The sequence below is a fragment of the Planococcus chinensis genome (assembly GCF_020071995.1).
Lineage (GTDB): Bacteria > Bacillota > Bacilli > Bacillales_A > Planococcaceae > Planococcus > Planococcus chinensis_A.
In genome coordinates this window covers 43,797-65,465 of sequence record NZ_JABWTK010000013.1, presented here as the reverse complement: position 1 = coordinate 65,465, position 21,669 = coordinate 43,797, and the positions used below count along the sequence as shown (strand labels likewise).

The window sequence follows — 21,669 nt, the reverse complement described above, 5'->3', positions numbered from 1 at the left end:
AAAGAAAGGATTTTTAAAATGACATATCCGAATTGGCTGAGCCAGCGGAGTTATTTAAGCGGGAGCCGCATGGCTTTATCATTCAAGGAACAGCAATGGACATTTGAGGAAATCAATGAAATGGCGCTTGAGTATGCCGGCAAACTTACTGCACTAGGCGTTCGCCAAGAGTCGCGTGTCGCCATCCTGGCCAAGTCCAACCCTGAATTTGTTTTTGTCATGTATGCCTGTCTGCATGTCGGCTGTGAAATGGTCATGCTCAATGAACGCTTGGCCGCACCGGAACTTGCTTACCAGATCGATGATTCAAAAACTGACTTTGTTTTGGCCGATGATGAACTGCAGGAAAAAGTCGCGGAACGGAATCCGGTTTTATTCAGCTTTATTCGAGAGACGGTTCCGGCAAGCTTTGACATTCAGCCGCAGTGGGAAAAAGAGCGCACCATTTCAATCATGTATACATCCGGGACGACAGGCAATCCGAAGGGAGTCCGCCAGACGGCAGAAAACCATTTTTCAAGCGCGGTTTCATCAGCATTGAATATCGGCATTTCGTCGGAAGATGTCTGGCTTTGTTCCGTGCCGCTCTTTCATATCAGCGGATTTTCGATTTTGATGCGGTCGCTGATTTATGGCATGGGTGTGCGTTTGTATGAGAAATTCGACGCTGAAAAAAGTGCGGAAGAAATCTGCAATGGCACGGTGACCCATATGTCGCTGGTCGGCGTCATGCTCGAACGCGTACTGAGCAATGTGGAAGAAGCGTCCATGAATGCGTCGCCGCGATTTAAAGCGATTCTGGCAGGGGGCGGGCCGATTCCTGTGGCTTATATCCAGCGGGCTGAACGTTGCGGCATCCCGGTTCTTCAAACCTACGGCATGACCGAAACGTCTTCTCAAACTACGACTCTGCAATCCGCAGACGCCGAGCGGAAAATCGGCTCTTCCGGAAAGCCTTTGTTTTTGTATCAAGTGAAAATCGAAGGAACCGGCCAGCCAGGTGAAAAAGGAGAGATTCTGATTCAAGGCCCTCAAGTAACGCCAGGATATATCGGCAAGTTTTCAGACCGCACCGTACAAGAAGACGGTTGGCTTCATACAGGGGACATCGGCTATATGGATGAGGAAGGCTTTTTGTTTGTTATTGACCGGCGTTCGGATTTAATCGTTTCGGGCGGGGAAAATATTTACCCGGCCGAAATTGAGAAAGTGCTGCTTGCGCATCCGGCTGTCCGGGAAGCGGGCGTATGCGGGGTACCGGATGCGCAATGGGGCGAAATTCCGGCCGCGTTTGTTGTATTGAATGCACCGGCAGAAGCAGAAGAATTGATTGCTTACTGCAAGGATCGAATTGCCTCCTATAAAGTGCCGAAGCGGCTAAGCTTTGTGGAAGCACTGCCGCGCAATGCATCGAATAAGCTGCTCAGAAGAGAGCTGAAGCAATGGAACTGACGATTACTGCCATTGATTTAACAGAAGTAAGGAAACCGTTAAAACAATCATTCAAGACGTCTTTGCAGGTGGTGGAAGAGCGGGAGAGCCTGATTGTAAAAGTCAGTGATGCGGAAGGCTTGCAAGGCTACGGAGAATGTGTCGCGTTCACAACACCATGGTATACGGAAGAGACGGTGGCGAGCTGCCGCTTTGTTATTCAAGAGGTGCTGATTCCGTTATTGCTGCATCAAAACCTGAAGCACCCTGGGCAAGTCAACCGGATCTTCCAGCAAGTGAAAGGCAATCGGATGGCGAAAGCCGCTATTGAAATGGCTGTCTGGGATTTATTCGCTAAGAAAAAAGGAGTGCCGTTATGGAAACTCGTCGGCGGAGAAAAAAAGGCGATTCCGGCAGGTATTGTGGTGGCTGCAGATCCGGAGAACATTGAAAGCCAAGTGGCAAAGGCGACTGAAGCAGGTTATAAACGCATCAAAATCAAAATCGGCCCTACTTCTGATTTGGATTTGCTGTCAAGCATCATCCGGAAATATCCAAAGCAGCTATTTTTCGCAGATGCCAATGGCAGTTTTGCGGAAGAAACGTTTGAACAATTGCTGGAACTGGATCAGGCAGGTTTTGCCTTGATCGAACAGCCTTTCGGGGAAGAACAGTGGCAGCTCCATGCAAAAGCAAAGAAATCAATGAAAACTGCCATTTGCCTGGATGAAAGTATCCGAAGTTTCGAAGACGTCCAACGGATGATCGAGGAGCAAGCGGGGGATATGGTTGTCCTGAAAATGGGACGCCTTGGCGGCTGGAGTGAGACACTCAAAATTGCAAGATTGTGCAATAACCATTCCATCGGCATGTGGGTTGGCGGCATGATTGAGTTCGGTGTCTCAAAAGCGCATAATCTGGCTTTGGCATCTTTGCCTGAAATCATCTTGCCCGGCGATTTTTCCGATTCGCATCATTTTTGGGAGGAAGACATTGTCGTCCCGGAAATCCATGTGGACAACGGAGAAGTGGCGCTAAGTGCAGAGAATGGTATTGGCTATGAAGTGAAATTATAAAAAGTCTGAATCCTTTACGGATTTCAGGCTTTTTTTTTGGTAAGATTGAAAGCATGAAACAGAAATGCATCAATAATTAAAGTACAGAAATGAGGCCTGAAGATAAATGAGAGATTTCACAAAAGCTAAAATACACAATTTGTCAGTAGGCACACCGAAAACCTTGAAGTACGGAAAGGGCAAAGAAATGCAGACGGCTATAGAGAAGCAGTCAGTCGAAAGGGTATTCTTGGGGAAAGAAGGATTCCACGGCGACCAAGTGGCAGATTTAAAGCACCACGGCGGACCTGACCGGGCAGTTTGCATCTATTCGGCAGAGCATTATCCCTTATGGGAACAGGAATTTGAGAAGCCGCTGCCACCTTCGACATTCGGTGAAAATCTGACAGTGTCAGGCATGCTCGAACAGGATGTATATATCGGCGATATTTTTCGGATCGGGGATGCAGTCATTCAAGTGACACAAGGAAGAGTGCCTTGCCAAACGATTGACCGGCGTTTGGATATGACCCCTTTGATGAAGAGGATGGTGAAAACCGGATTTACCGGCTTCCTTTGCCGTGTGATTGAAGAAGGGGAAATTCAAGCAGATTCCAGTATTGAATTAATCGAATCGCATCCGGAGGAGATTTCTGTCCTTTATACGAATGAAATAAATTTCCATCATACAAAAGACATCGAAGGAATGACAAAAATATTGAAGGTAGAGGCATTGGCAGATGAATGGCGGAATCATTTCGAGAAGCGGCTGAAGAAACTGGCTGACTCTCAATAAAGAGCTCTGTTATTAGAGGGATGGAAGCTCAGGTGAGGAGCCAATAAGTGGGGGAAGTAGATAACATCAAAATTATCTGCTAGTCAACGAACACATTTCCTTTTGGACGTGTGTTTTTTTATAATGAAACGCTGCAATATTGAAACTCTTTCCATATGTTTACGTATAACGGAAGAAGCAAGGCAGTGGATGGGAGGATAAGTATATGCGATGGCTTGTTTCTGTATTGATGGTGGGATTCACCCTTCTCATGATCCAAGATTTTTTTCCGGCAACCTTGCTGGCTATAAAGATACCCCAAGGGATAATTATAGGAACGATTCTCGTTATTTTTATTTGCATCAGCTTTTTCAGCGACAAAGAAAAAGAGAAGGAGCGGGGATTCAAATGGAATATTTTCACTAGTTTTTATGTGATTTTTCTAATCGTTCTCTTAAGTCTGTTGGGAGGGCAATCCACTTCAGGAATTTCCTTGGATAGCCCGATTGTATGGGCGTTATTTTTTATCTCTGTATTTAAAATCTATGAAGAATTCAAGCGCCGGCAATCGAAGAAATCGCAAGAAATTTAAAAAGCTTGGAAGTGATGTTATGTTTTTGAAAAGAATCAGTTTGATGCGGGAGCGGGTATCGGATTTTAATCAGTATCCCTTTGATATTCCATCCATCAATCGTTTGGGGCAATTGGATTTAACCGCACCTGTTACATTTTTTGTCGGGGAAAACGGTTCAGGAAAATCGACGCTGCTGGAAGCGATTGCTGATAAGTGCGGCTTTAATACGGCTGGCGGTGGGCGCAACAATATATATGAAACACATGCAGCAGAATCGGAACTCGGGGACTACGTCCGGCTGTCCTGGATGCCGAAAGTGTCGAACGGCTTTTTCATGCGGGCGGAGTCGTTTTATCATTTCGCTTCCCATATTGACGAATTGCAAAGAGAAGATATAACTAAGAGTGCTTATGATAGCTATGGGGGCAATTCGCTGCATGCCCAGTCGCACGGCGAATCGTTTCTGTCGCTGTTCATGAACCGCTTTAACGGCCAGGCAATCTATCTCCTCGATGAGCCGGAAGCGGCGCTGTCTCCCCAGCGCCAGCTGACTTTCCTGCGCATCATGCACGAGCTGGCAGAAGAAGAGGAGTGCCAGTTTATCATTGCCACACATTCGCCGATCCTTTTGGGCTATCCGGGTGCTCAAATTTTGAGCTTTGATGGTGAAACCATTGAAGAAATCGGCTATGAAGAAACGGACCATTTTAAGATCACCAAGTATTTTCTGGACCATCGTGAAAAGTTTTTGAAAGAGTTGCTGGAAGAATAATAATAAATAGGAAACTGGAATGGAGAGATTGGCTTGGGGAATCGCCGCATTTGGGAAGAAACAGAAGAAAGCTCAGAAATGGCACCAGTGAGTGAGGCTATAATCAACAAAGCAGAAGAAGAACTGGGAGTAAAACTGCCGCAGTCCTACCTTCAATTGCTGCGCGAACAAAACGGCGGAGCAATTCGCTCCAATGCCCATCCGGCAAGCGAACCCAACAATTGGGCTGAGGACCATGTACAGATCGACTATCTCATGGGAATTGAAGAAGGCGAAGGCATACTCGCCAGTGCCTATTTAATCGAGGAATGGGATATGCCGAAGGGTTTGGTGCTTCTGTCAGGAGACGGCCATTCGTGGGTTGCGCTGGATTACCGCGAGGCAAAAGAGAATCCCCCTGTCATTTATATCGATAATGAAAGTGGCCAATTATTTGAACTCGCGCCTTCTTTCGAGGTTTTTCTGGATGGGCTTTATACAGCTGAAGTTGTGCTGGGAGACTATGAGTACGAGGAAGAAATTGAGTTGTCGGAGGAGCAAGTGGCAGCAGGGCTTGATTCGGATGATTTGGAAACACTGATCCTGTCGCTGAATCATCTTGAAGCGGATCCTGGCTTCTATCGTTCACTGATAGATGAGAAACTACCGCAGCTTCTGAAACACCAGAATCCGCAAATCAGAGAATTTGCTGTGGTTTACGCTTTTCATTTTCAAGGAAAAGGCGCATTAAGCAATGAACTGAGAGAACTGATATTGTCATTCGTCGAAACCAATGAAGAACTAAATTATTACATCGAGAGCTTCAAGGAGCAATAAAAAAGCCAAAGCCGCCCTGGATTCGAGAGCGGCAATTGGCTTCATTTTTACGAATGCTTTTGGTTTTCCTGAACCCGGTACCTGACGATTTCGCGGACCAACTCAAGCGGAAGGGGTTCATCCTGTGGAAACTGGACAGAGCCTTTGGCGCTTTTGTAGCGAGATAATTGTTCTGCGAAAGCAGAGATGCCACTAGGGGCAGGATAAAAGCCGATATGGTTTTTGAAAGCCGCAAAATGGACGAGATTGCCGTGAAGATAAAAAGTTGGCATTTGATAGCTGATTTTTTCTGTCGCCTGTGGCGCTTCTTCTTTGATCAACGCGCGCAGTTGTTGAAGTTTTTCCTGGATGTCCATTGGAAATTGGCTGATGTACTCATCAATCGTATAAAAGGCTTCTTTGTCAGATTTCATCGCTTCTCCTTTCCGTGAAGAGAATACTTCACTTGGTTATTCTGTCTATTTAGCTCGATTATATACAAAAAAGGCGAAATCCCATTGGATTTCGCCTGAGCTTGTAGATAAAAAATTTTACGCATGAGAGATGAATCAACATACAGAAGGACATCTCGAATCCTCCGTTTCAGCCGGATCCTTAGCGTAGAGACTACCCAGAGGTGCCGCTTTTCTTCTACAATCAGATGGTTGAGCGTCAATCGGATGATTGCTCACTTTCATATGAAAGTGACACGCCCAACCGGTCCGGCCACGGAGACTCCTGTGGGACAGCGAAAGCTGAAGGCCCCGCAGGAGCAGAGCGACGAGGAGACTGAAGCTGAGCCCACGGAAAGCGAAGTGGCCGGTCCGGTTGGTTTTGTGCATCTCTATACATTTCATCTAGACTTTGTCTACATTCTGAGGTGAAATCCCATTGGATTTCGCCTTTTCTTTAGTTTAACGCCTTTTCCAATGTCTGCAGGTTCTTTTCCATCAAAGTGAAGTAGGTTTCTTCATTATCAATGTCTTCCTGTGTAAGTACACCTAAATTGTGCATTTGAAGTGCCTCGGCTCCAACTTCCTTCTGGATAACTTCAGTTAGATTGGACGAGACATTCTGTTCAAAAATAATGTAGTTGATGTTTTTTTCTTTCGCCTGATCCACTATTTTCGTCAGTTCTTTTTGGGAAGGCTCGTCCTGGCTGTTTAAACCGGCAATTGCCACTTGTTCAAACCCGTAAGGCTCGGCAATATAACCAAATGCTGAATGGGATACAAAGAAAGTATCATTTTCGACGCGTTCTGCGAGTTCGCTGAATGAGCGGTCCAAGGTTTCCAGTTCTACAATAAGCTCTGCATAATTACTTTCGTACGTCCCAGAACCATCGGGATCTGCTTCGATCAGTGAATCCTTGATGGATTCGGCCAATGTTTGGCTCAGTACAGGAGACATCCAAACATGGGGATCCGTAGAGCCGTGGTTATGCCCTTCATGTCCTTCTTCATCGGCGTGTTCGTCCTCTTCGTGCCCTTCTTCTTCATGGGCATGCTCGTCTTCCTCATGCCCTTCTTCTTCATGCGCGTGCTCATCTTCGCCAGCATGTTCTCCGTGGCTGGCAGCTTCCAATTCTTCATCTGTGATGGCATCAGCTGCTGCGAAAAATTGTACGTTTTCATCGCTGAGTGTTTTTTTCGCACTGTCAATAAAACCTTCCAATCCTAAACCGATATAAAACATCAAATCGGCTTCTGCGAGCGCAATCATGTCCTGTTGGGTCGGTTCAAAGCTGTGCTCGTTGGCGCCAGCCGGGTAAACCGATTCAACCGTGACACGATCTCCGCCGATGCGCTCAGTGAAATAAGTAAGCGGGTAAACGGTGGTTTTGATATGCAACTTGGAATCATCTTCTGATTCCGTTTGGGAATCGATTGCCGGATTGCCGCATGCTGCTAAAAATAGAATAAGGGCAATAAAGGGGATTAACTTTTTCATTATGTACCTCCAAATTGTAATGATTACGTTTTAGTAACAAAATGTATATTACAGCAAGTGGTTCTAAAACACAAGAAAAACCACCAAATTATTTTTTTGGTGGCCATTTTTCCGGAACAAAATCGACTCCGCCTTTATTGAATGGATGGCATCGAAGGATCCGCCGCACGGCAAGATACCCGCCTTTGATTGCTCCGTGTTTCTCTACCGCTTCGATTCCGTAATGGGAACAGGTCGGGTAAAAACGGCAGCTAGGCGGCGACAAAGGGGAGATGAAGCGCTGATAAAAGCGGAATATTTTTAATAGGATGGTCTTCATGTAAAGTCAGCTTCTTTCTGGGAAATATCACTTATGTTTATTGTAAGCAGCGAAGAGGTATAAATAAAGTATAAGAGCTTATCAAACTAATTGGAGAGTGATTGGAATGTCAGCAGAATTAAACCAGGAATTAAATGTGCAAGTCGCAACATGGTCAGTCGTTTATACAAAATTACATAATTTCCATTGGTATGTGAAAGGGCATCAGTTCTTTACATTACATGTGAAATTTGAAGAGCTGTACAACGAAGCGACACTACATATGGATGAAATTGCAGAGCGCTTATTAGCACTTGGCGGCAAACCGGTGGCTACCATGAAAGAGCAGTTGGAACTATCAGTTGTTGATGAAGCGACAAGCAAAGAAACTGCAGATGAAATGGTGCAAACCGTTGTATCGGATTACGATAAAATCATGAAATCTTTGAAAAAAGGCATGGAGCTGGCAGCAGAAGACAATGACGACATGACTGAAGACTTGTTGAATGCCATCCACCAAAGCCTTGAGAAACATTCTTGGATGTTGTCAGCATTTTTGGGCGAAAAGAAGTAAGATAGAGATACAGAAGCGTACACTGACAATTTCAGTGTACGCTTTTTCTGATGTCCAAGAGGTGAAAAGATGGAATATATCGATTTGAACGGCTGCCGCTGTGAACTGTCTTTTGAGCCCGAAACATTTCAGATTGAGAGCAGGCATGTGCTGGTGATCAGCAAATTCAACAACAATTGGGTGCTGACGAAACATTCGGTGCGCGGCCTTGAATTTCCAGGCGGCAAGGTAGAGCCGGGCGAAAGTTTAGCACAGGCAGCGAAAAGGGAAGTATACGAAGAAACCGGCGCAGTCATCGGCAAACTGGAATGGTTTGCGGAGTATGTGGTCTTTTCAGAAACACCATTTTCCAAAACGGTGTTTCTGGCGGAAGTGGAGCGTCTGGAAAAGATCGAAAAGATGGAAACCGAAGGCATTGTTTTATTAGACAAACTCAATCCGGATGGCTCTTTCAGCTTTTTGATGAAAGACGCCGGAATGAAGGAAATTATAAAGAAGGTGAAGCAACTTGGAAAATGGGGCAATTGAATCGCGAAAAATGTATCCGTCGCCCAATCCACATGTCCGTTTGACTGAAATCGTCTACTGGTCAGATGGTTTGCGGGTTAAGGGGCTGTTGGCCGAACCGAAACAGGCCGGCAATTGGAGCGGCATTCTTTATTTGAGGGGCGGCATCCAGTCCATCGGGATGGTGCGCCCGGCGCGCATTGCACAATTTGCAGCGCAAGGGTTTGTGGTATTCGCACCTTATTACCGCGGCAACCGGGGCGGGGAAGGCCGGGATGAATTTGCCGGTGCTGACCGGTGGGATGCCGTCCATGCAGTTGACGTCTTGAAACAGTTCAGCAACGGAAACGTGCATGTATTGGCTTTCTCGCGCGGCGGCATTATGGCGCTATGGACAGCCGTACTAAGAGGAGATATTCGTTCTGTCGTCACATGGGCCGGCGTTACGGATACGGTGTTGACGTATAAAGAGCGTCCGGATATGCGGCGCATGATGAAGCGGCTGTATGGCGGAACGCCAAATACGGCTTTAACTGCATACGAAGAGCGCAATCCATTATTGCGCTTGGACGAAGTGAATGCGCCCGTCTTGATCATTCATGGGCTGAAAGACGAAAACGTTTATCCGGGACAGGCGTATTTGCTGGAAGAAGCTTTGAAAATGAATGGCCAACCACATGAAACTTGGTATTTTCCTGAATACACCCATTTTTTTCCGCCAGCAGCAAACCGCAAGACGGCAAGGGCCTTGACGGAATGGATGAGAAGGCAAGAGCAGTAAGTCAGGAGATAGAATAAAATTTAAAAGTACTCAAGCAAAAAAAGCTATCCCAAAGGATAGCTTTTTTGCGTATGACTTATAGCGGTGTTGGTCCGCCTTGTGCACTGATGTCAGCTGAAACGGTACCGAATTTTTTGAAGTTGTCCTGGAATTTCTGAGAAAGCTCTTTCGCTTTTTGCTCGTAAGCTTCTTTGTCAGCCCAAGCTTCGCGAGGGTTCAGGATGTTGGCAGGTACGCCTTCGATTTGTTTTGGAATTTGCAGACCGAAGATTTCTTCTTTTTCTGTTTCCACGTCATGAAGTTCGCCTTTGATTGCCGCGCGGACCATTGTACGCGTATAAGACAATTTCATGCGGCTTCCAACGCCGTATTCGCCGCCTGTCCAGCCTGTGTTTACCAGGAAGACGTCTACGTCATGCTCATCGATTTTTTGTCCGAGCATTTCTGCATATACTGTAGCGTGAAGCGGCAAGAATGGAGAACCGAAGCAAGTTGAGAATGTCGCTTCCGGAGATGTGACGCCGCGCTCTGTTCCAGCAAGTTTCGAAGTATAGCCGCTCAAGAAATGGTACATGGCCTGTTCTTTTGTCAACTTGCTGATTGGAGGCAATACGCCGAATGCATCAGCAGTCAAGAAAACGATTGTTTTCGGATGGCCGGCAACCGATGGATCGACAATATTGTCAATTGCCTGGATTGGATAAGCCGCGCGTGTGTTTTCCGTCAAAGAACCATCGTTGTAATCCGGAATGCGTGTTTCTGGATCAACAACAACGTTTTCCAGGACAGAACCGAAACGGATGGCGTCGTAAATTTGCGGTTCGTGCTCACGTGAAAGGTTGATTGTTTTCGCGTAGCAGCCGCCTTCAATATTGAATACGCCGTTGTCAGACCAGCCATGCTCGTCATCACCGATCAATTTGCGGTCTTGGTCTGCAGATAAAGTCGTTTTGCCTGTTCCGGATAAACCGAAGAACAAGGCAACATCGCCGTCTTTTCCAACGTTTGCTGAACAGTGCATTGGAAGAATGCCTTTTTCAGGCAGAATGTGGTTCATAATTGAGAAAATGGATTTTTTCATTTCGCCGGCGTATTCTGTACCGCCGATCAAGATGATTTTCTTTTCCATTGAAACGATGATGAATGTTTCTGAATCGGTGCCATCCACTGCCGGGTCTGCATGGAAAGTCGGTGCATAAACAACAGTAAATTCGGCTTCATGTGCTGCTAATTCTTCCGCTGTCGGGCGGATGAATAATTGATGGGCAAAGAGATTGTGCCACGCGTATTCATTGACCGTCTGGATTGCCAGACGGGACTCAGGGTCTGCTCCTGCAAAGCCTTTGAAAACGTATAAGGCATCCTGTTTTTTCAAATGCTCAATTACTTTGTTATATAAGTTTTCAAAAACCTCAGAAGAAATCGGGCGGTTTACGGAACCCCAATCGACTTTGTCTTTAGAAATATCTTCTTCTACTATATACTTGTCTTTAGGTGAACGGCCTGTGTATTTGCCTGTTTCAGCTTTAACAGCACCTTCTCGAGTCAATACGGCTTCCCCACGTGATGTTGCAGCTTCCACTAATTGTGGAACTGAAAGTTGGACGTGCACATTTTGGCCATTTAAAAGATCCTTAAGATTGTTTGCGAAGTTCACTGGATTCATTTATATGTACCTTCCTTTTCGGTTATTCCCATGGCAATGGGGAGGATGTATATTCGAACATTAGTATAACACATTCAAACTAATAGTCTATACTAATAACCAATTGTTATGAAAAAAAACCTTTAAATGCGCCTATAAAACAAATTGCACCGGTTTAATTGGTTTATCGCTATTGTTTGAATGAAAATCGTTGACATCACATCCTACTTTCCGTATGATGAAAAATTGAACGGATACTCTTATTCCGAGCTGGTGGAGGGGACAGGCCCTATGAAACCCGGCAACCTGCTGCTGCATGCAGAGAAGGTGCCAAACCTGAAGCAAGGTCTCAACCTTGGACGATAAGAGTGAAAGGTGCTTATGATGATTTCTCCTTTCCACATGCAGATGCTGGATGGGATTTTTTTATGAAATTGCCCTTAATCCTCGTGTACAAAGGCCACAACGGCTTGAAGTTCAATCCTCACGGAACGGACTTGACATGGGAAACGAGTACCGTATCAATTTCGAGAGCAATCTCGCAGGATATAAGGAGGAAATACATTTTGAAAAACCGTCGATTATTCACATCAGAGTCAGTAACAGAAGGACATCCGGATAAAATTTGTGATCAAATTTCCGATTCTATTTTGGATGCCATTTTAGCAGAGGATCCAAATGCACGGGTTGCGTGCGAAACAACTGTAACAACAGGGCTAGTACTTGTTGCCGGGGAAATTACAACATCTACGTATGTTGATATTCCGAAAGTTGTGCGTGAAACAGTCCGTGAAATTGGCTATACACGCGCTAAGTACGGTTTTGACTCAGAAACAAGTGCCGTTTTGACAGCAATCGATGAGCAATCACCGGATATCGCTGCTGGAGTTAACGTAGCGCTTGAATCACGTGAAGGCCAAATGACTGACAAAGAACTTGACGACATCGGAGCAGGAGACCAAGGTCTGATGTTCGGATTCGCTTGTAATGAAACAGAAGAATTAATGCCGCTTCCAATTTCGCTTGCCCATAAATTGGCTCGCCGATTGGCTGAAGTGCGCAAAGAAGAAATCCTTCCATACTTGCGCCCGGACGGCAAAACACAAGTGACGATTGAATATGATGAAAACAATAAACCGCTTCGCGTGGACACAATCGTTATTTCCACTCAGCATCACCCGGAAGTAACGCTTGAGCAGATCCAGCGCAATATTAAAGAATACGTCATCAATGAAGTAGTTCCACAAAACTTGATCGATGATGAAACAAAATACTTCATCAATCCGACTGGCCGTTTTGTAATTGGCGGACCACAAGGAGATGCGGGACTTACAGGACGCAAAATCATCGTTGATACTTACGGCGGTTATGCACGCCACGGCGGCGGTGCCTTCTCAGGCAAGGACGCAACGAAAGTTGACCGTTCTGCGGCTTATGCAGCCCGTTATGTAGCGAAAAACATCGTAGCAGCAGGTCTTGCTGACCGTTGCGAAGTCCAATTGGCTTATGCAATCGGCGTAGCGCATCCGGTATCGATCGCATTTGATACGTTCGGAACAGGCAAAGTGGATGAAGATACACTAGTTGATCTAGTTCGCGCGAACTTTGACCTGCGCCCGGCTGGAATCATCAAAATGCTTGATCTTCGCCGTCCGATCTACAAACAAACAGCAGCTTACGGACATTTCGGCCGTACAGATATCGATCTTCCATGGGAACGCACAGACAAAGTGGAAGTATTGAGAGAACAATCAGGCGTTTTTAAACAAGCTTAATAACTAGCAAAAAGACGACCGGCAAATTATGCCGGTCGTCTTTTTTATGTTTCTTGCGGAGATTTGACGTTTGCCACGCGTTGGCCGATGGCTTCGATCAAAGGTGCATGCAAAGGGAAAGTTCAAGGCTGCCGGTTCTTTTGCTTATTCGCTCCTTTGAAGCGATTTGTAATACGCGCCTTTTTCTGCATATTCGCGGACAATGCGCTTCATGTCTTCTTTGTCATCGTCCTTTAGTTCACGGACCACTTTTGCGGGACGGCCGACAGCGAGCATGCCGGGAGGAATCACTTTGCCGGGCGGCACAAGGCTGCCAGCGCCGATAAATGCCCCTTCGCCAACTTCAGCTCCGTCCATGATGATTGAACCCATGCCGATTAAAGCGCCTTTTCGGATGACGCAGCTATGAAGCGTCACCTGATGCCCGATGGTGACTTCGTCTTCCAGAACCAAAGTCTTGCCGGGGCTTTGATGCAGCATGCACAAATCCTGGATATTGGTTTTATTGCCGATAATGGTTGGTGCAACGTCTCCGCGGATGACGGTATTGAACCAGACGGATGAATCTTCACCGATGGTCACGTCTCCGGTAACAGTAGCATGGTCTGCAATAAAGACAGAAGGGTGGATGGATGGATATTTGCCGTTAAATGGATAAATCATGGAAAACCTCCGTTAAAAAAGTTAAGATATCTTTAATCCTATCAAATTCGATGCAAAGGTCAAATGCAAGGGCAGGCAGGTACATAAAGTGTTGCTTGAGTCCGTGGATTTTCTTCCTGCTGACTCTTCATGAAGGCAATAGCCTTTAAAAAAATGGCTCCCGGCCACTAAGCGAGAAATCAGGATGAATGGAAATAAAGCAAAAGGAGATGACCGGAATGTGGAAATGGGAAGCAAAAGGAAAGCCTAAAGCCGTAATTGTTATCATACATAGCGCGTATGAAAATCATCTTCGCTACGCCTGGCAAATTGAACAATGGCGCACGGCGGATTTCCATGTCATCATGGGGGATCTGCCGGGGCACGGCAAGGGCGCAGAAATGGCCAAACCGCATGCGGAAGCTTTTAAAGAATATGAAAAATCGCTTAAGTATTCTATACGGGCGGCTTTAGAACATAGCTTGCCGGTATTTATTGCAGCTCACGGATTAGGGGCGACTATCGCGATGAACTTTTTGAGTAAGTCCTCACATCCTATAGCGGGGGCTATTTTAAGTTCACCATGGCTACGTTTAATAAAGACCCCGTCAAAACTGCCGGCTGCTTTGTCGGGCTTGCATAAATTGGCGCCAGGCGTGAACATCGACCACAATCTTCACATCGAGGATTTAACCCGCAATCCGGAAGTGATTGAACAGGAAAAAGAGGATCCTTATTACAATACGCATGTCACCGCCGGGTGGTATCATGAAATGCAGAATTATATGAAACAAGCGGTGCTTGGCGTCGGCAAGTTCCCGGATATTCCACTCTTTTTGCATATTGGGGAAGCCGATCAGGTAGCGGATAAAGAAGTGTCCAAACGCTGGATCCGGCAGCAGGACTTAACAGAATTCAGTTATAAAGAATGGAAGCAGTGCCGCCACGATATATTCCAGGAACCGGAGCGGGAAGATGCCTTTGTATCGTCGCATTTGTTTTTGCAGAATGTCATGCGCTCGCTTGGGTACGTCGTGACGTAAAGAAAGGGAGTACAAAATGGCACATTTAAAATACAGCATATTAGACCAGTCGCCCATTTCCGAAGGCAGCAATCCGCAGGAAGCTTTGAAACAGACAGCTATTCTTGCACAAAAAGCGGAAGAATGGGGCTATACGCGTTTTTGGGTGTCTGAACACCATGATGCGACAACGCTTGCGGGGTCTTCTCCGGAAATATTGATTGCCCATCTCGGCGCCGTAACGAAGACGATCCGCCTCGGGTCAGGCGGAGTGATGCTGCCGCATTATTCGTCTTTTAAAGTGGCAGAGAACTTTAAGCTGCTTGAAGCGCTGTATCCGGAACGCATTGACGTAGGAGTGGGACGGGCACCGGGGGGCATGCCGCGTGCCAGTTATGCGCTGAACGAAGGCAAAAAAAGGGATGTCGGCCGTTTTCCGGAACAGCTCGATGAATTGCAAATGTATTTGACGGATACCATACCTGAAGATCATTCCTATTACGGCATGAAGGCAACTCCGGTTACACCATCGGCGCCGCCGGTCTGGATGCTCGGCTCCGGACAGAGTTCAGCGGAACTGGCTGCGGAGAAAGGGCTGCCGTATATGTTCGCGCAGTTTATCAACGGAGAAGGCGGACAAAGCTTTGCCCGGACTTACCGGGACCGCTTTACTTCTCATAATGGAAGCGAAGCCTATCAAGGCGTCGCAATTTTTGTGGTCTGCCAGGAAACCGGGGAGCAGGCCGAGCGGGTGGCTTCTTCAATGGATTTGGCATTGGCAATGGGAGCTCAAGGCATGCCGTCAAAAGGCACACCGCCGCCTGAGCATGCAATGAATTATCCTTACAGTAAATTTGAGCGGCTGCTGGTGGAAGAAAACCGCAAACGCATGATTGTCGGAACACCAAAGCAGGTGGTGGACGGGCTTGAAAAGCTCGCTGCCGGATACACCGCTGATGAAGTGATGCTCGTATCGATCGCATATGATTTTGAAGATAAGTTGACGACGTATCGATTGATAGCGGAAGAAATGCAAAAACGCCAGACGGTTTAAGCCATCTGGCGTTTTTGCTGTTTCAAACCGTTCTTCTAGTTTTCCGGTCTTTTTACATTGGAAAGCGCGTCTCCGGCGGTGTTTTTAATGATCGACAAGGTGCCATCGGTCTCCAGTACAATCGCTTTAACTTCCTCCAGCGTACCGATTCCTTGCTTCCGGACCGATTGAAGCATTTCGTCTTCTGTCACCCGCTCTGTTTTCATGGCAGTTCGGTAAAATTGCCCTTCCTGAAAAAGCAGTGTGGGTTCTGCTTTGATCATTTGTGAAAACAGTTTTGAACGGACGGATAGAAACGTGATGATGAATTGGAATAAGACGAGAAGTGCAAATGCTAAAAGGCCCTCCAGCAGGCTGGTGTTGCTGTTGAGCAAAATGGTGGAAAGGACGGAACCAAATGCGACAGTAATCACAAAATCAAACATATTCAATTGCGAAAGGGTGCGCTTTCGTGAAATGCGCAGCAAGATAATCAGGCCGATATAGGCCAACGTACCGACTGTGGCAATCCGAATGAAACTTTGGAGCGTAATCTCGAACATTGGGAGTTCTCCTTTCTGCATTAGGCATGTTTTCTATTCAGGAATTTTGTCAGCGGATAAATTCCGATGCTTTGGAGCACAAGCGAAAGAAGGACAGCGGCAAATGCCAATGAAATAATGAGCTTATCGCCTTCGGCCACAGTTCCTTCTAGCCAAAGCAGAAGGGCAATGGACATCGTCCCTTTAATGCCGGCCCATGTCAGCAGGGAAGTTGCAGAAAAATCATTGGTGAATTCATTTTTCCAGGCAGGAACCGTATAAATAAAACCGCCAAGAACGATAAAACGGGCAACAATCGACAGGATAAAAATAATCACTGCGAGCCACCAGTGTGGAAAAGCCAAATATTCTGCTGCTTGTATGCCAATCATCAAAAACAGTACAGACAGGACCGTCGGAATAATAATGTCCCAAAAACCGTCCAGCGACTCTTTCATATGATTGTCTTTAATGACTTTTCCGAATTCAAAAGCGAGCGTAATACCTGCCACTACTGTAGCAAGAACTCCAGATACCCCAATGGCCTCAGCGATATAAAATCCTCCGTAGGCAACGATAATCGACAACATCACTTGATAGGTTCTGTGATGAGTGAAATGGATTACTTTGCATAATAGCCAACCCAAGACAAACCCTAGGGCAATGCCGCCTGCTGAGACGAGCAGAAAATCCGTGGCAAATTTGCCAAAAGAAAACCCATTTCCGGTTTCAAACATCGACAGGAGGATGGTGAAAATGACAATGCTTGTGCCATCGTTGACCATCGACTCGGCTTCCACGACATCGGCGATTTTCTCTTCGCCCGTACTTTGTTTCAAAATTGCCGTGACCGAAACCGGATCGGTCGGAATCAAAATGGCTGCCAGTAAAAACGACACAGTCATCGATAAGTCAACGAACGGAGCACTGACCAAATAGATGCCAAAGCCCAGCAATAAAGCGGTCGCCATCAATCCGAGCGTGCTGAGTGCTGCAATAATGCCGGCATTTTCTTTCAATTGCTTGAGCGGAAACTGATATGCTGAAGTGAAAAGAAGCGCCGGAAGAAAGACATTGAATATAATGTCCTTTGAAATATGAAGCGAATCAAAATAAGGAATAAAAGAAAGCCCGATCCCGGTCAAGACCAGGACGACTGGCACCGGGAAGTACTCGCGCTTCAAGTCGATGGTGTAAACGATATAACCGATAAACAGCAAAATAATGATTTGATGTGCAATCAACTATATCCTCTCCTTTAAAATGCTAATAAAAAATTCCTTATCAACCGCTTCAGCTGAATAAGGAAATGATAAATGCAATATAATAATCCCTTTCCCCTTAACTGTGAGCTTAAACAAAACGGAAATCTGCACTTTAAAGAAGGGATTTCACTGTTTTATGAGAATCCTTATACAACCGCTTTTTATTCGACCAGTTTGTTAGGATTCTGTTAGAGGAGGAAAAGGCATGGCCGATTTTATTCAAATCAAAGATGCGGCTGAAAATAATTTGAAAAACATTTCCGTGAATATTCCAAAGAACAAATTTGTAGTGATTACCGGCCCATCCGGCTCCGGGAAATCGACTTTGGCAGTGGATATTCTTCAACGGGAAAGCCAGCGCCAGTATTTCGAGATGAACGGCATGACGACGAATTTCATCAACAAGCCGAAAGTGGGGTCAATTGCCGGCTTGTCGCCGTCCATCGGTGTCAGCCAGCATACGACGACCAACCGCAATCCACGTTCAACGGTCGGAACCGTGACGGACATGTATACGTATTTGCGAGTCATTTACGAAAAGTTGGGTGAGCGGGAATGCCCAAACTGCCATAAATGGATGAAAAAACCGGCTGATTTGGACGAAGAAAGCCTGATGATGCCTTGTTCCAATTGCGGCTATGAAATGAAAAACCTGAACAAAGCCCATTTTTCGTTCAATACGGTGGAAGGGGCATGTGAAACATGTTTAGGACTGGGCAAAACTTTAAGCATCCGCACCGAATTGATATTTGATGAAGAACAGAGTATAAACAGCGGGGCGGTTAAAACCTGGTTCAAAAATATAATCGATTATTACGGGCTCGTGCTGAAAGCGGCAGCCAAACATTACGGGTTTGAATTTGATATGGATTTGCCGCTGAAAAACTATAGGCCGGAACAACGGGATTTGCTGTATTACGGGGTAGAAAGCGAACCGTTTAAGCAGCATTTTCCTGATACGCCGCCTCCGAAAACGACCAATAAAGGGAAGTTTGAAGGAGTCGTGACGGCGATGTGGAGAAGGTATCAGGAACGGGAAGGCGTCTCTAATGAGGCCATGTATTTCTACCATCAACTCTGTCCCGAATGCCACGGAGAAAAGTTGAAAAAAGAAAGCCGGCAAGTGTTTGTCGCAGGCCTGCCTATTTCTGAAGTATCCAAAAAACCGCTGGACCAGATGCTAGTATGGGTGATGGATATTGCAAAGGAATTGGAAGACCGGGAAAGTTCCATTGCCCGTTCGCTTGTCTTCGAACTGAAAGTGAAAATTGAGCGCATTGTCAGTATCGGGCTCGGGTATTTGTCGATGGAGCGGCAATCGGTCACGCTGTCAGGCGGCGAATCGCAGCGCCTACGTTTGGCCACGATACTCGGTTCGGCTTTGTCCGGCGTTCTCTACATTTTGGATGAGCCGACAATCGGCCTGCATCCGAAAGATACAGCCGGACTTGTCGGTGTTTTAAAGCAATTGCGGGATCTTGGCAATACCGTGCTCGTGATTGAGCATGATGTGGATGTTATGGAACAAGCCGACTGGATTATCGACATTGGGCCAGGAGCCGGTATGCGCGGCGGGGAAATTGTCGGGCAGGGGACGCTCGAATCGCTGAAAGCCCAGGAACAGTCGGTGACGGGCAATTTTTTAAAAGAAGACTATGTGCCAAAGCTGGAGAGAAGAGCCGGCAACGGACAAAAAATCACGGTGTATGAGGCGGTCAAAAACAATTTGAAGAATGTTACAGTGTCCTTTCCGCTCGGCTGTTTTATTGCGGTAACGGGTGTTTCGGGTTCGGGGAAATCCTCTTTGCTTTTTGATGTAGTGGCAGCGAGTGCGGAAGAAGGCCATATAAGAGAAGGCTATAGCCATATTGAAGGGCTGGAATCGGTGGAGCGCATGGTGACAGTCGACCAGTCGGCTTTGAGCCGGATGCAGCGGTCCAATATCGCCACTTATACAGAAGTTTATACTTTGTTCCGGACGCTTTTTGCCAAATTGCCAGAATCGGTAGATCGCGGGCTAACGGCCAAACATTTCTCCTTCAATACCGAAGGCGGGCGCTGTGAGCATTGCCAGGGGATGGGCTTTGTGTTGGTGAATATGCATTTTCTCCCGGACCTTGAAGTGGTCTGTCCGGTCTGCAGCGGAAAACGTTTTAAAGAAGAAGTGCTGGAAGTCTCGTACAAAGGGCATTCCATCTCCAGCATTCTGGACCTCAGCATTGAAGAAAGCATGGAGCTGTTCACAGAAAACAAAAAAGTCCAAATGACAATCAATTTATTGCTGGAAGTCGGCTTGGGCTACTTGAAATGGGGCCAGACCTTAACCACTTTGTCCGGCGGCGAAGCCCAGCGGCTGAAACTCGCCAAGGAATTGAACAAGACGGCCAAAGGCCAGACTTTGTACATCTTGGATGAACCGTCAACCGGCCTCCATCCGAATGACGTCAAACACCTGCTCCTTCTGCTTAATAAGTTGGTGGACGCCGGCAACACGGTCATCATCGTCGAACACAATACCGAAATGATCCAGGAAACCGATTGGATCGTTGACCTCGGACCAGAAGGCGGAGAGGCAGGCGGCTATATTGTGGCAGAAGGGACGCCGGAACAAATAGCTGAAAATCCTGCTTCTTATACGGGTGGTTTTTTGAAAGTTTAATGGTTAAAACAATTTAGTAAAAGTCATTTAAGGGGGAGAATACAGTGGAGATTAGATTGGACGATTTGTCAGGAAAAGAAATAGCGGAATTAGTTGAGGAGCATATACAGAATATGCTTCAGATTTCTCCTCCGGAAAGCAAGCACGCACTTGGTGTAGAAGCTTTACGAGATTCGGAAATAACTGTCTGGGGTGCTTGGGAAGAGGACGAATTATTAGGATGCGGGGCATTAAAAGAACTCGACCCGCTGCACGGTGAAATAAAATCGATGAGAACTTCTTCCAGCCATTTGAGAAAAGGCGTTGCTCGGAAAATACTCCAACACATGATGGATGAAGCGAAGAAACGCGGCTACCGGCGGCTGAGTTTGGAAACGGGATCGGCTGCGCCTTTTGAACCGGCGAGAACATTATACGAGCGCTTCGGTTTTAAAGTGTGTGAACCTTTTGCAGATTATAAGGAAGATCCGAACAGTGTATTTATGGCGAAGGAATTGTGAAGCGGTAAAAAAGTTTCCTTTACTTATGAGCAAGGTGATGTTGAATTCATTAACTGATTGCTGTAATAAAGGAAGAACCAATTTTCGTTCGTAAAAGAATATAAAAAACGGCGAACGTTCGTAAAGTGTTTTGGCACATTTACGAACGCTTTTGAGAGAAGGATAGAATTAATTTTCTCTATTGTGTGGAGGAATCTACAAGGTATAATCAAATTAATAAATATTACAATATCTAGAATAACGGATAGGTTTTTAAGTTATAAGCGCGTTAAAAGATGTTGGATTAATAAGGGATTACTAAAGTGTATAAAACGAGAAGTGAAAAATAAATGTAAATACTCGATTGAGTTAAGAAACGAGTTTACATATCTTTCACATTAGTAAGGGGAGAAAATATGGAGAACAGGGATGGCATGGTGAAAAATAAATTAGCGCTCTTTAGTTCATTTGTTATTTTATGTATATGTATATATTTATTTTTTCCTTTTCCGCATAACTTAATGCTAGAGGCTCGCACCACATTTATGTCATTTCCAATTCAGAATCAAGACGGATATATTTCACTTGGGATAATAGGTTCTGTCCTGTTTATAGTCGCTTTAATTCTACTTTTCATCGGCATGAAGAAATATCAATTTAGAACAATATTCGTAGTTGTCCTATTATATACATTTTTACCGAATCTTTTAATCACGACATATCAAGAAACCTTAGCAAGTGGCATTGCAGCCATATCATATGAGAATAATGGTCAATGCAATTTTGAGTTAATAGACCAAAAAATGAGTGGGGAATGCAATTTGGTATTACATAATCGAAGTAATGAGGCTGTGTCATTTGAATTAGAATTTATAGATTCATTTTTCATGGAAGACGACGTACAAATGGAATCACTTATGAATTTAGCTGGTCCGTATCGTATTACGATAGAAGCTAATCAAAAAGAATCTATTCAAATAAAGGAATTACTCGATCTATCAGATGTTCCAAGACATATCGATGGAGGAGAGTCATCTGGTATTCATTTTCATATAACTAAGAATGATCAAACACGTACTTTGTAGTAGATTGTTG

General features: G+C 45.7%; 21 protein-coding genes, 1 pseudogene and 1 riboswitch. Of the genes and pseudogenes, 15 read left to right on the top strand and 7 right to left on the bottom strand.

What is annotated here, in order from left to right:
- Nucleotides 1-18 precede the first annotated feature (18 nt).
- The 6 genes and pseudogenes from HU147_RS16930 to HU147_RS19530 form a co-directional block, all read left to right on the top strand.
- Nucleotides 19-1,452: an o-succinylbenzoate--CoA ligase gene (locus HU147_RS16930; protein WP_224077327.1), complete on the top strand. Its 1,434-nt coding sequence runs from the start codon at nt 19-21 to the stop codon at nt 1,450-1,452.
- On the top strand, nt 1,443-2,507 hold the full coding sequence (gene menC / locus HU147_RS16925) for an o-succinylbenzoate synthase (protein WP_224077326.1): 1,065 nt from the start codon (nt 1,443-1,445) through the stop codon (nt 2,505-2,507). Before HU147_RS16930 ends, menC begins: the two co-directional genes overlap by 10 nt.
- 106 nt (nt 2,508-2,613) lie before the next feature.
- The gene (locus tag HU147_RS16920) at nt 2,614-3,282 is read left to right on the top strand and encodes an MOSC domain-containing protein (protein WP_224077325.1); all 669 of its coding nucleotides are present in this window, start codon (nt 2,614-2,616) and stop codon (nt 3,280-3,282) included.
- A gap of 205 nt (nt 3,283-3,487) precedes the next feature.
- On the top strand, nt 3,488-3,853 hold the full coding sequence (locus HU147_RS16915; RefSeq protein WP_224077324.1) for a hypothetical protein: 366 nt from the start codon (nt 3,488-3,490) through the stop codon (nt 3,851-3,853).
- Between the two features lie 19 nt (nt 3,854-3,872).
- Entirely contained in the window at nt 3,873-4,607 is a 735-nt protein-coding gene (locus HU147_RS16910) for an AAA family ATPase (protein WP_224077323.1), read from the top strand.
- 78 nt (nt 4,608-4,685) lie between these two features.
- Nucleotides 4,686-5,126 (top strand): annotated as a pseudogene (locus HU147_RS19530) (SMI1/KNR4 family protein); the annotation flags it as partial.
- Nucleotides 5,127-5,470: 344 nt separating this feature from the next.
- Here the strand turns inward: HU147_RS19530 and HU147_RS16900 are convergent.
- The 3 genes from HU147_RS16900 to yidD all read right to left on the bottom strand — a co-directional run bounded on the left by HU147_RS16900 (nt 5,471) and on the right by yidD (nt 7,671).
- On the bottom strand, nt 5,471-5,836 hold the full coding sequence (locus HU147_RS16900) for an iron chaperone (RefSeq protein WP_224077321.1): 366 nt from the start codon (nt 5,834-5,836) through the stop codon (nt 5,471-5,473).
- A gap of 475 nt (nt 5,837-6,311) precedes the next feature.
- Nucleotides 6,312-7,352, bottom strand: a complete 1,041-nt coding sequence (locus tag HU147_RS16895; RefSeq protein ID WP_224077320.1) for a metal ABC transporter solute-binding protein, Zn/Mn family — start codon at nt 7,350-7,352, stop codon at nt 6,312-6,314.
- A gap of 88 nt (nt 7,353-7,440) precedes the next feature.
- Nucleotides 7,441-7,671 (bottom strand): membrane protein insertion efficiency factor YidD, encoded by a 231-nt coding sequence (gene yidD / locus HU147_RS16890; RefSeq protein ID WP_224077319.1) that lies wholly within the window; start codon nt 7,669-7,671, stop codon nt 7,441-7,443.
- Nucleotides 7,672-7,777: 106 nt separating this feature from the next.
- Here yidD and HU147_RS16885 point away from each other — a divergent pair, with 106 nt between their 5' ends.
- The 3 genes from HU147_RS16885 (at nt 7,778) to HU147_RS16875 (ending at nt 9,512) form a co-directional block, all read left to right on the top strand.
- On the top strand, nt 7,778-8,224 hold the full coding sequence (locus HU147_RS16885; RefSeq protein WP_224077318.1) for a Dps family protein: 447 nt from the start codon (nt 7,778-7,780) through the stop codon (nt 8,222-8,224).
- Nucleotides 8,225-8,293: 69 nt separating this feature from the next.
- Nucleotides 8,294-8,752: an RNA deprotection pyrophosphohydrolase gene (ytkD, locus tag HU147_RS16880; RefSeq protein ID WP_224077317.1), complete on the top strand. Its 459-nt coding sequence runs from the start codon at nt 8,294-8,296 to the stop codon at nt 8,750-8,752.
- Entirely contained in the window at nt 8,733-9,512 is a 780-nt protein-coding gene (locus HU147_RS16875; RefSeq protein WP_224077316.1) for an alpha/beta hydrolase family protein, read from the top strand. The genes ytkD and HU147_RS16875 overlap by 20 nt, the downstream gene beginning before the upstream one ends.
- Nucleotides 9,513-9,588: 76 nt before the next feature.
- Here the strand turns inward: HU147_RS16875 and pckA are convergent, their stop codons facing one another.
- Nucleotides 9,589-11,178, bottom strand: coding sequence for a phosphoenolpyruvate carboxykinase (ATP) (pckA, locus tag HU147_RS16870; RefSeq protein WP_224077315.1), 1,590 nt, complete (start codon nt 11,176-11,178; stop codon nt 9,589-9,591).
- A 236-nt stretch (nt 11,179-11,414) separates the two neighbouring features.
- Nucleotides 11,415-11,526: riboswitch (SAM riboswitch) on the top strand.
- 197 nt (nt 11,527-11,723) lie between these two features.
- Here pckA and metK point away from each other — a divergent pair.
- Nucleotides 11,724-12,932, top strand: a complete 1,209-nt coding sequence (gene metK, locus HU147_RS16865; protein ID WP_224077314.1) for a methionine adenosyltransferase — start codon at nt 11,724-11,726, stop codon at nt 12,930-12,932.
- Between the two features lie 144 nt (nt 12,933-13,076).
- Here the strand turns inward: metK and HU147_RS16860 are convergent, their stop codons facing one another.
- A complete protein-coding gene (locus tag HU147_RS16860) occupies nt 13,077-13,595 on the bottom strand; it encodes a gamma carbonic anhydrase (protein ID WP_224077313.1) in 519 nt (172 codons plus the stop codon).
- Between the two features lie 218 nt (nt 13,596-13,813).
- Between HU147_RS16860 and HU147_RS16855 the strand changes: the two genes are divergently transcribed.
- Entirely contained in the window at nt 13,814-14,617 is an 804-nt protein-coding gene (locus HU147_RS16855; protein ID WP_224077312.1) for an alpha/beta fold hydrolase, read from the top strand.
- A 16-nt stretch (nt 14,618-14,633) separates the two neighbouring features.
- Entirely contained in the window at nt 14,634-15,650 is a 1,017-nt protein-coding gene (locus tag HU147_RS16850; protein WP_224077311.1) for an LLM class flavin-dependent oxidoreductase, read from the top strand.
- A gap of 35 nt (nt 15,651-15,685) precedes the next feature.
- Here the strand turns inward: HU147_RS16850 and HU147_RS16845 are convergent, their stop codons facing one another.
- Nucleotides 15,686-16,192, bottom strand: a complete 507-nt coding sequence (locus HU147_RS16845; RefSeq protein WP_224077310.1) for a DUF421 domain-containing protein — start codon at nt 16,190-16,192, stop codon at nt 15,686-15,688.
- 20 nt (nt 16,193-16,212) lie between these two features.
- A complete protein-coding gene (locus tag HU147_RS16840) occupies nt 16,213-17,415 on the bottom strand; it encodes a cation:proton antiporter (protein WP_224077309.1) in 1,203 nt (400 codons plus the stop codon).
- A gap of 226 nt (nt 17,416-17,641) precedes the next feature.
- On the opposite strand from HU147_RS16840, the gene uvrA reads away from it, so the two are divergent.
- The 3 genes from uvrA to HU147_RS16825 all read left to right on the top strand — a co-directional run bounded on the left by uvrA (nt 17,642) and on the right by HU147_RS16825 (nt 21,659).
- The gene (gene uvrA / locus HU147_RS16835) at nt 17,642-20,095 is read left to right on the top strand and encodes an excinuclease ABC subunit UvrA (protein ID WP_224077308.1); all 2,454 of its coding nucleotides are present in this window, start codon (nt 17,642-17,644) and stop codon (nt 20,093-20,095) included.
- 44 nt (nt 20,096-20,139) lie between these two features.
- Entirely contained in the window at nt 20,140-20,595 is a 456-nt protein-coding gene (locus tag HU147_RS16830; RefSeq protein WP_224077307.1) for a GNAT family N-acetyltransferase, read from the top strand.
- Nucleotides 20,596-20,990: 395 nt separating this feature from the next.
- Nucleotides 20,991-21,659 (top strand): hypothetical protein, encoded by a 669-nt coding sequence (locus HU147_RS16825; RefSeq protein ID WP_224077306.1) that lies wholly within the window; start codon nt 20,991-20,993, stop codon nt 21,657-21,659.
- The last annotated feature ends 10 nt before the right edge of the window (nt 21,660-21,669 follow it).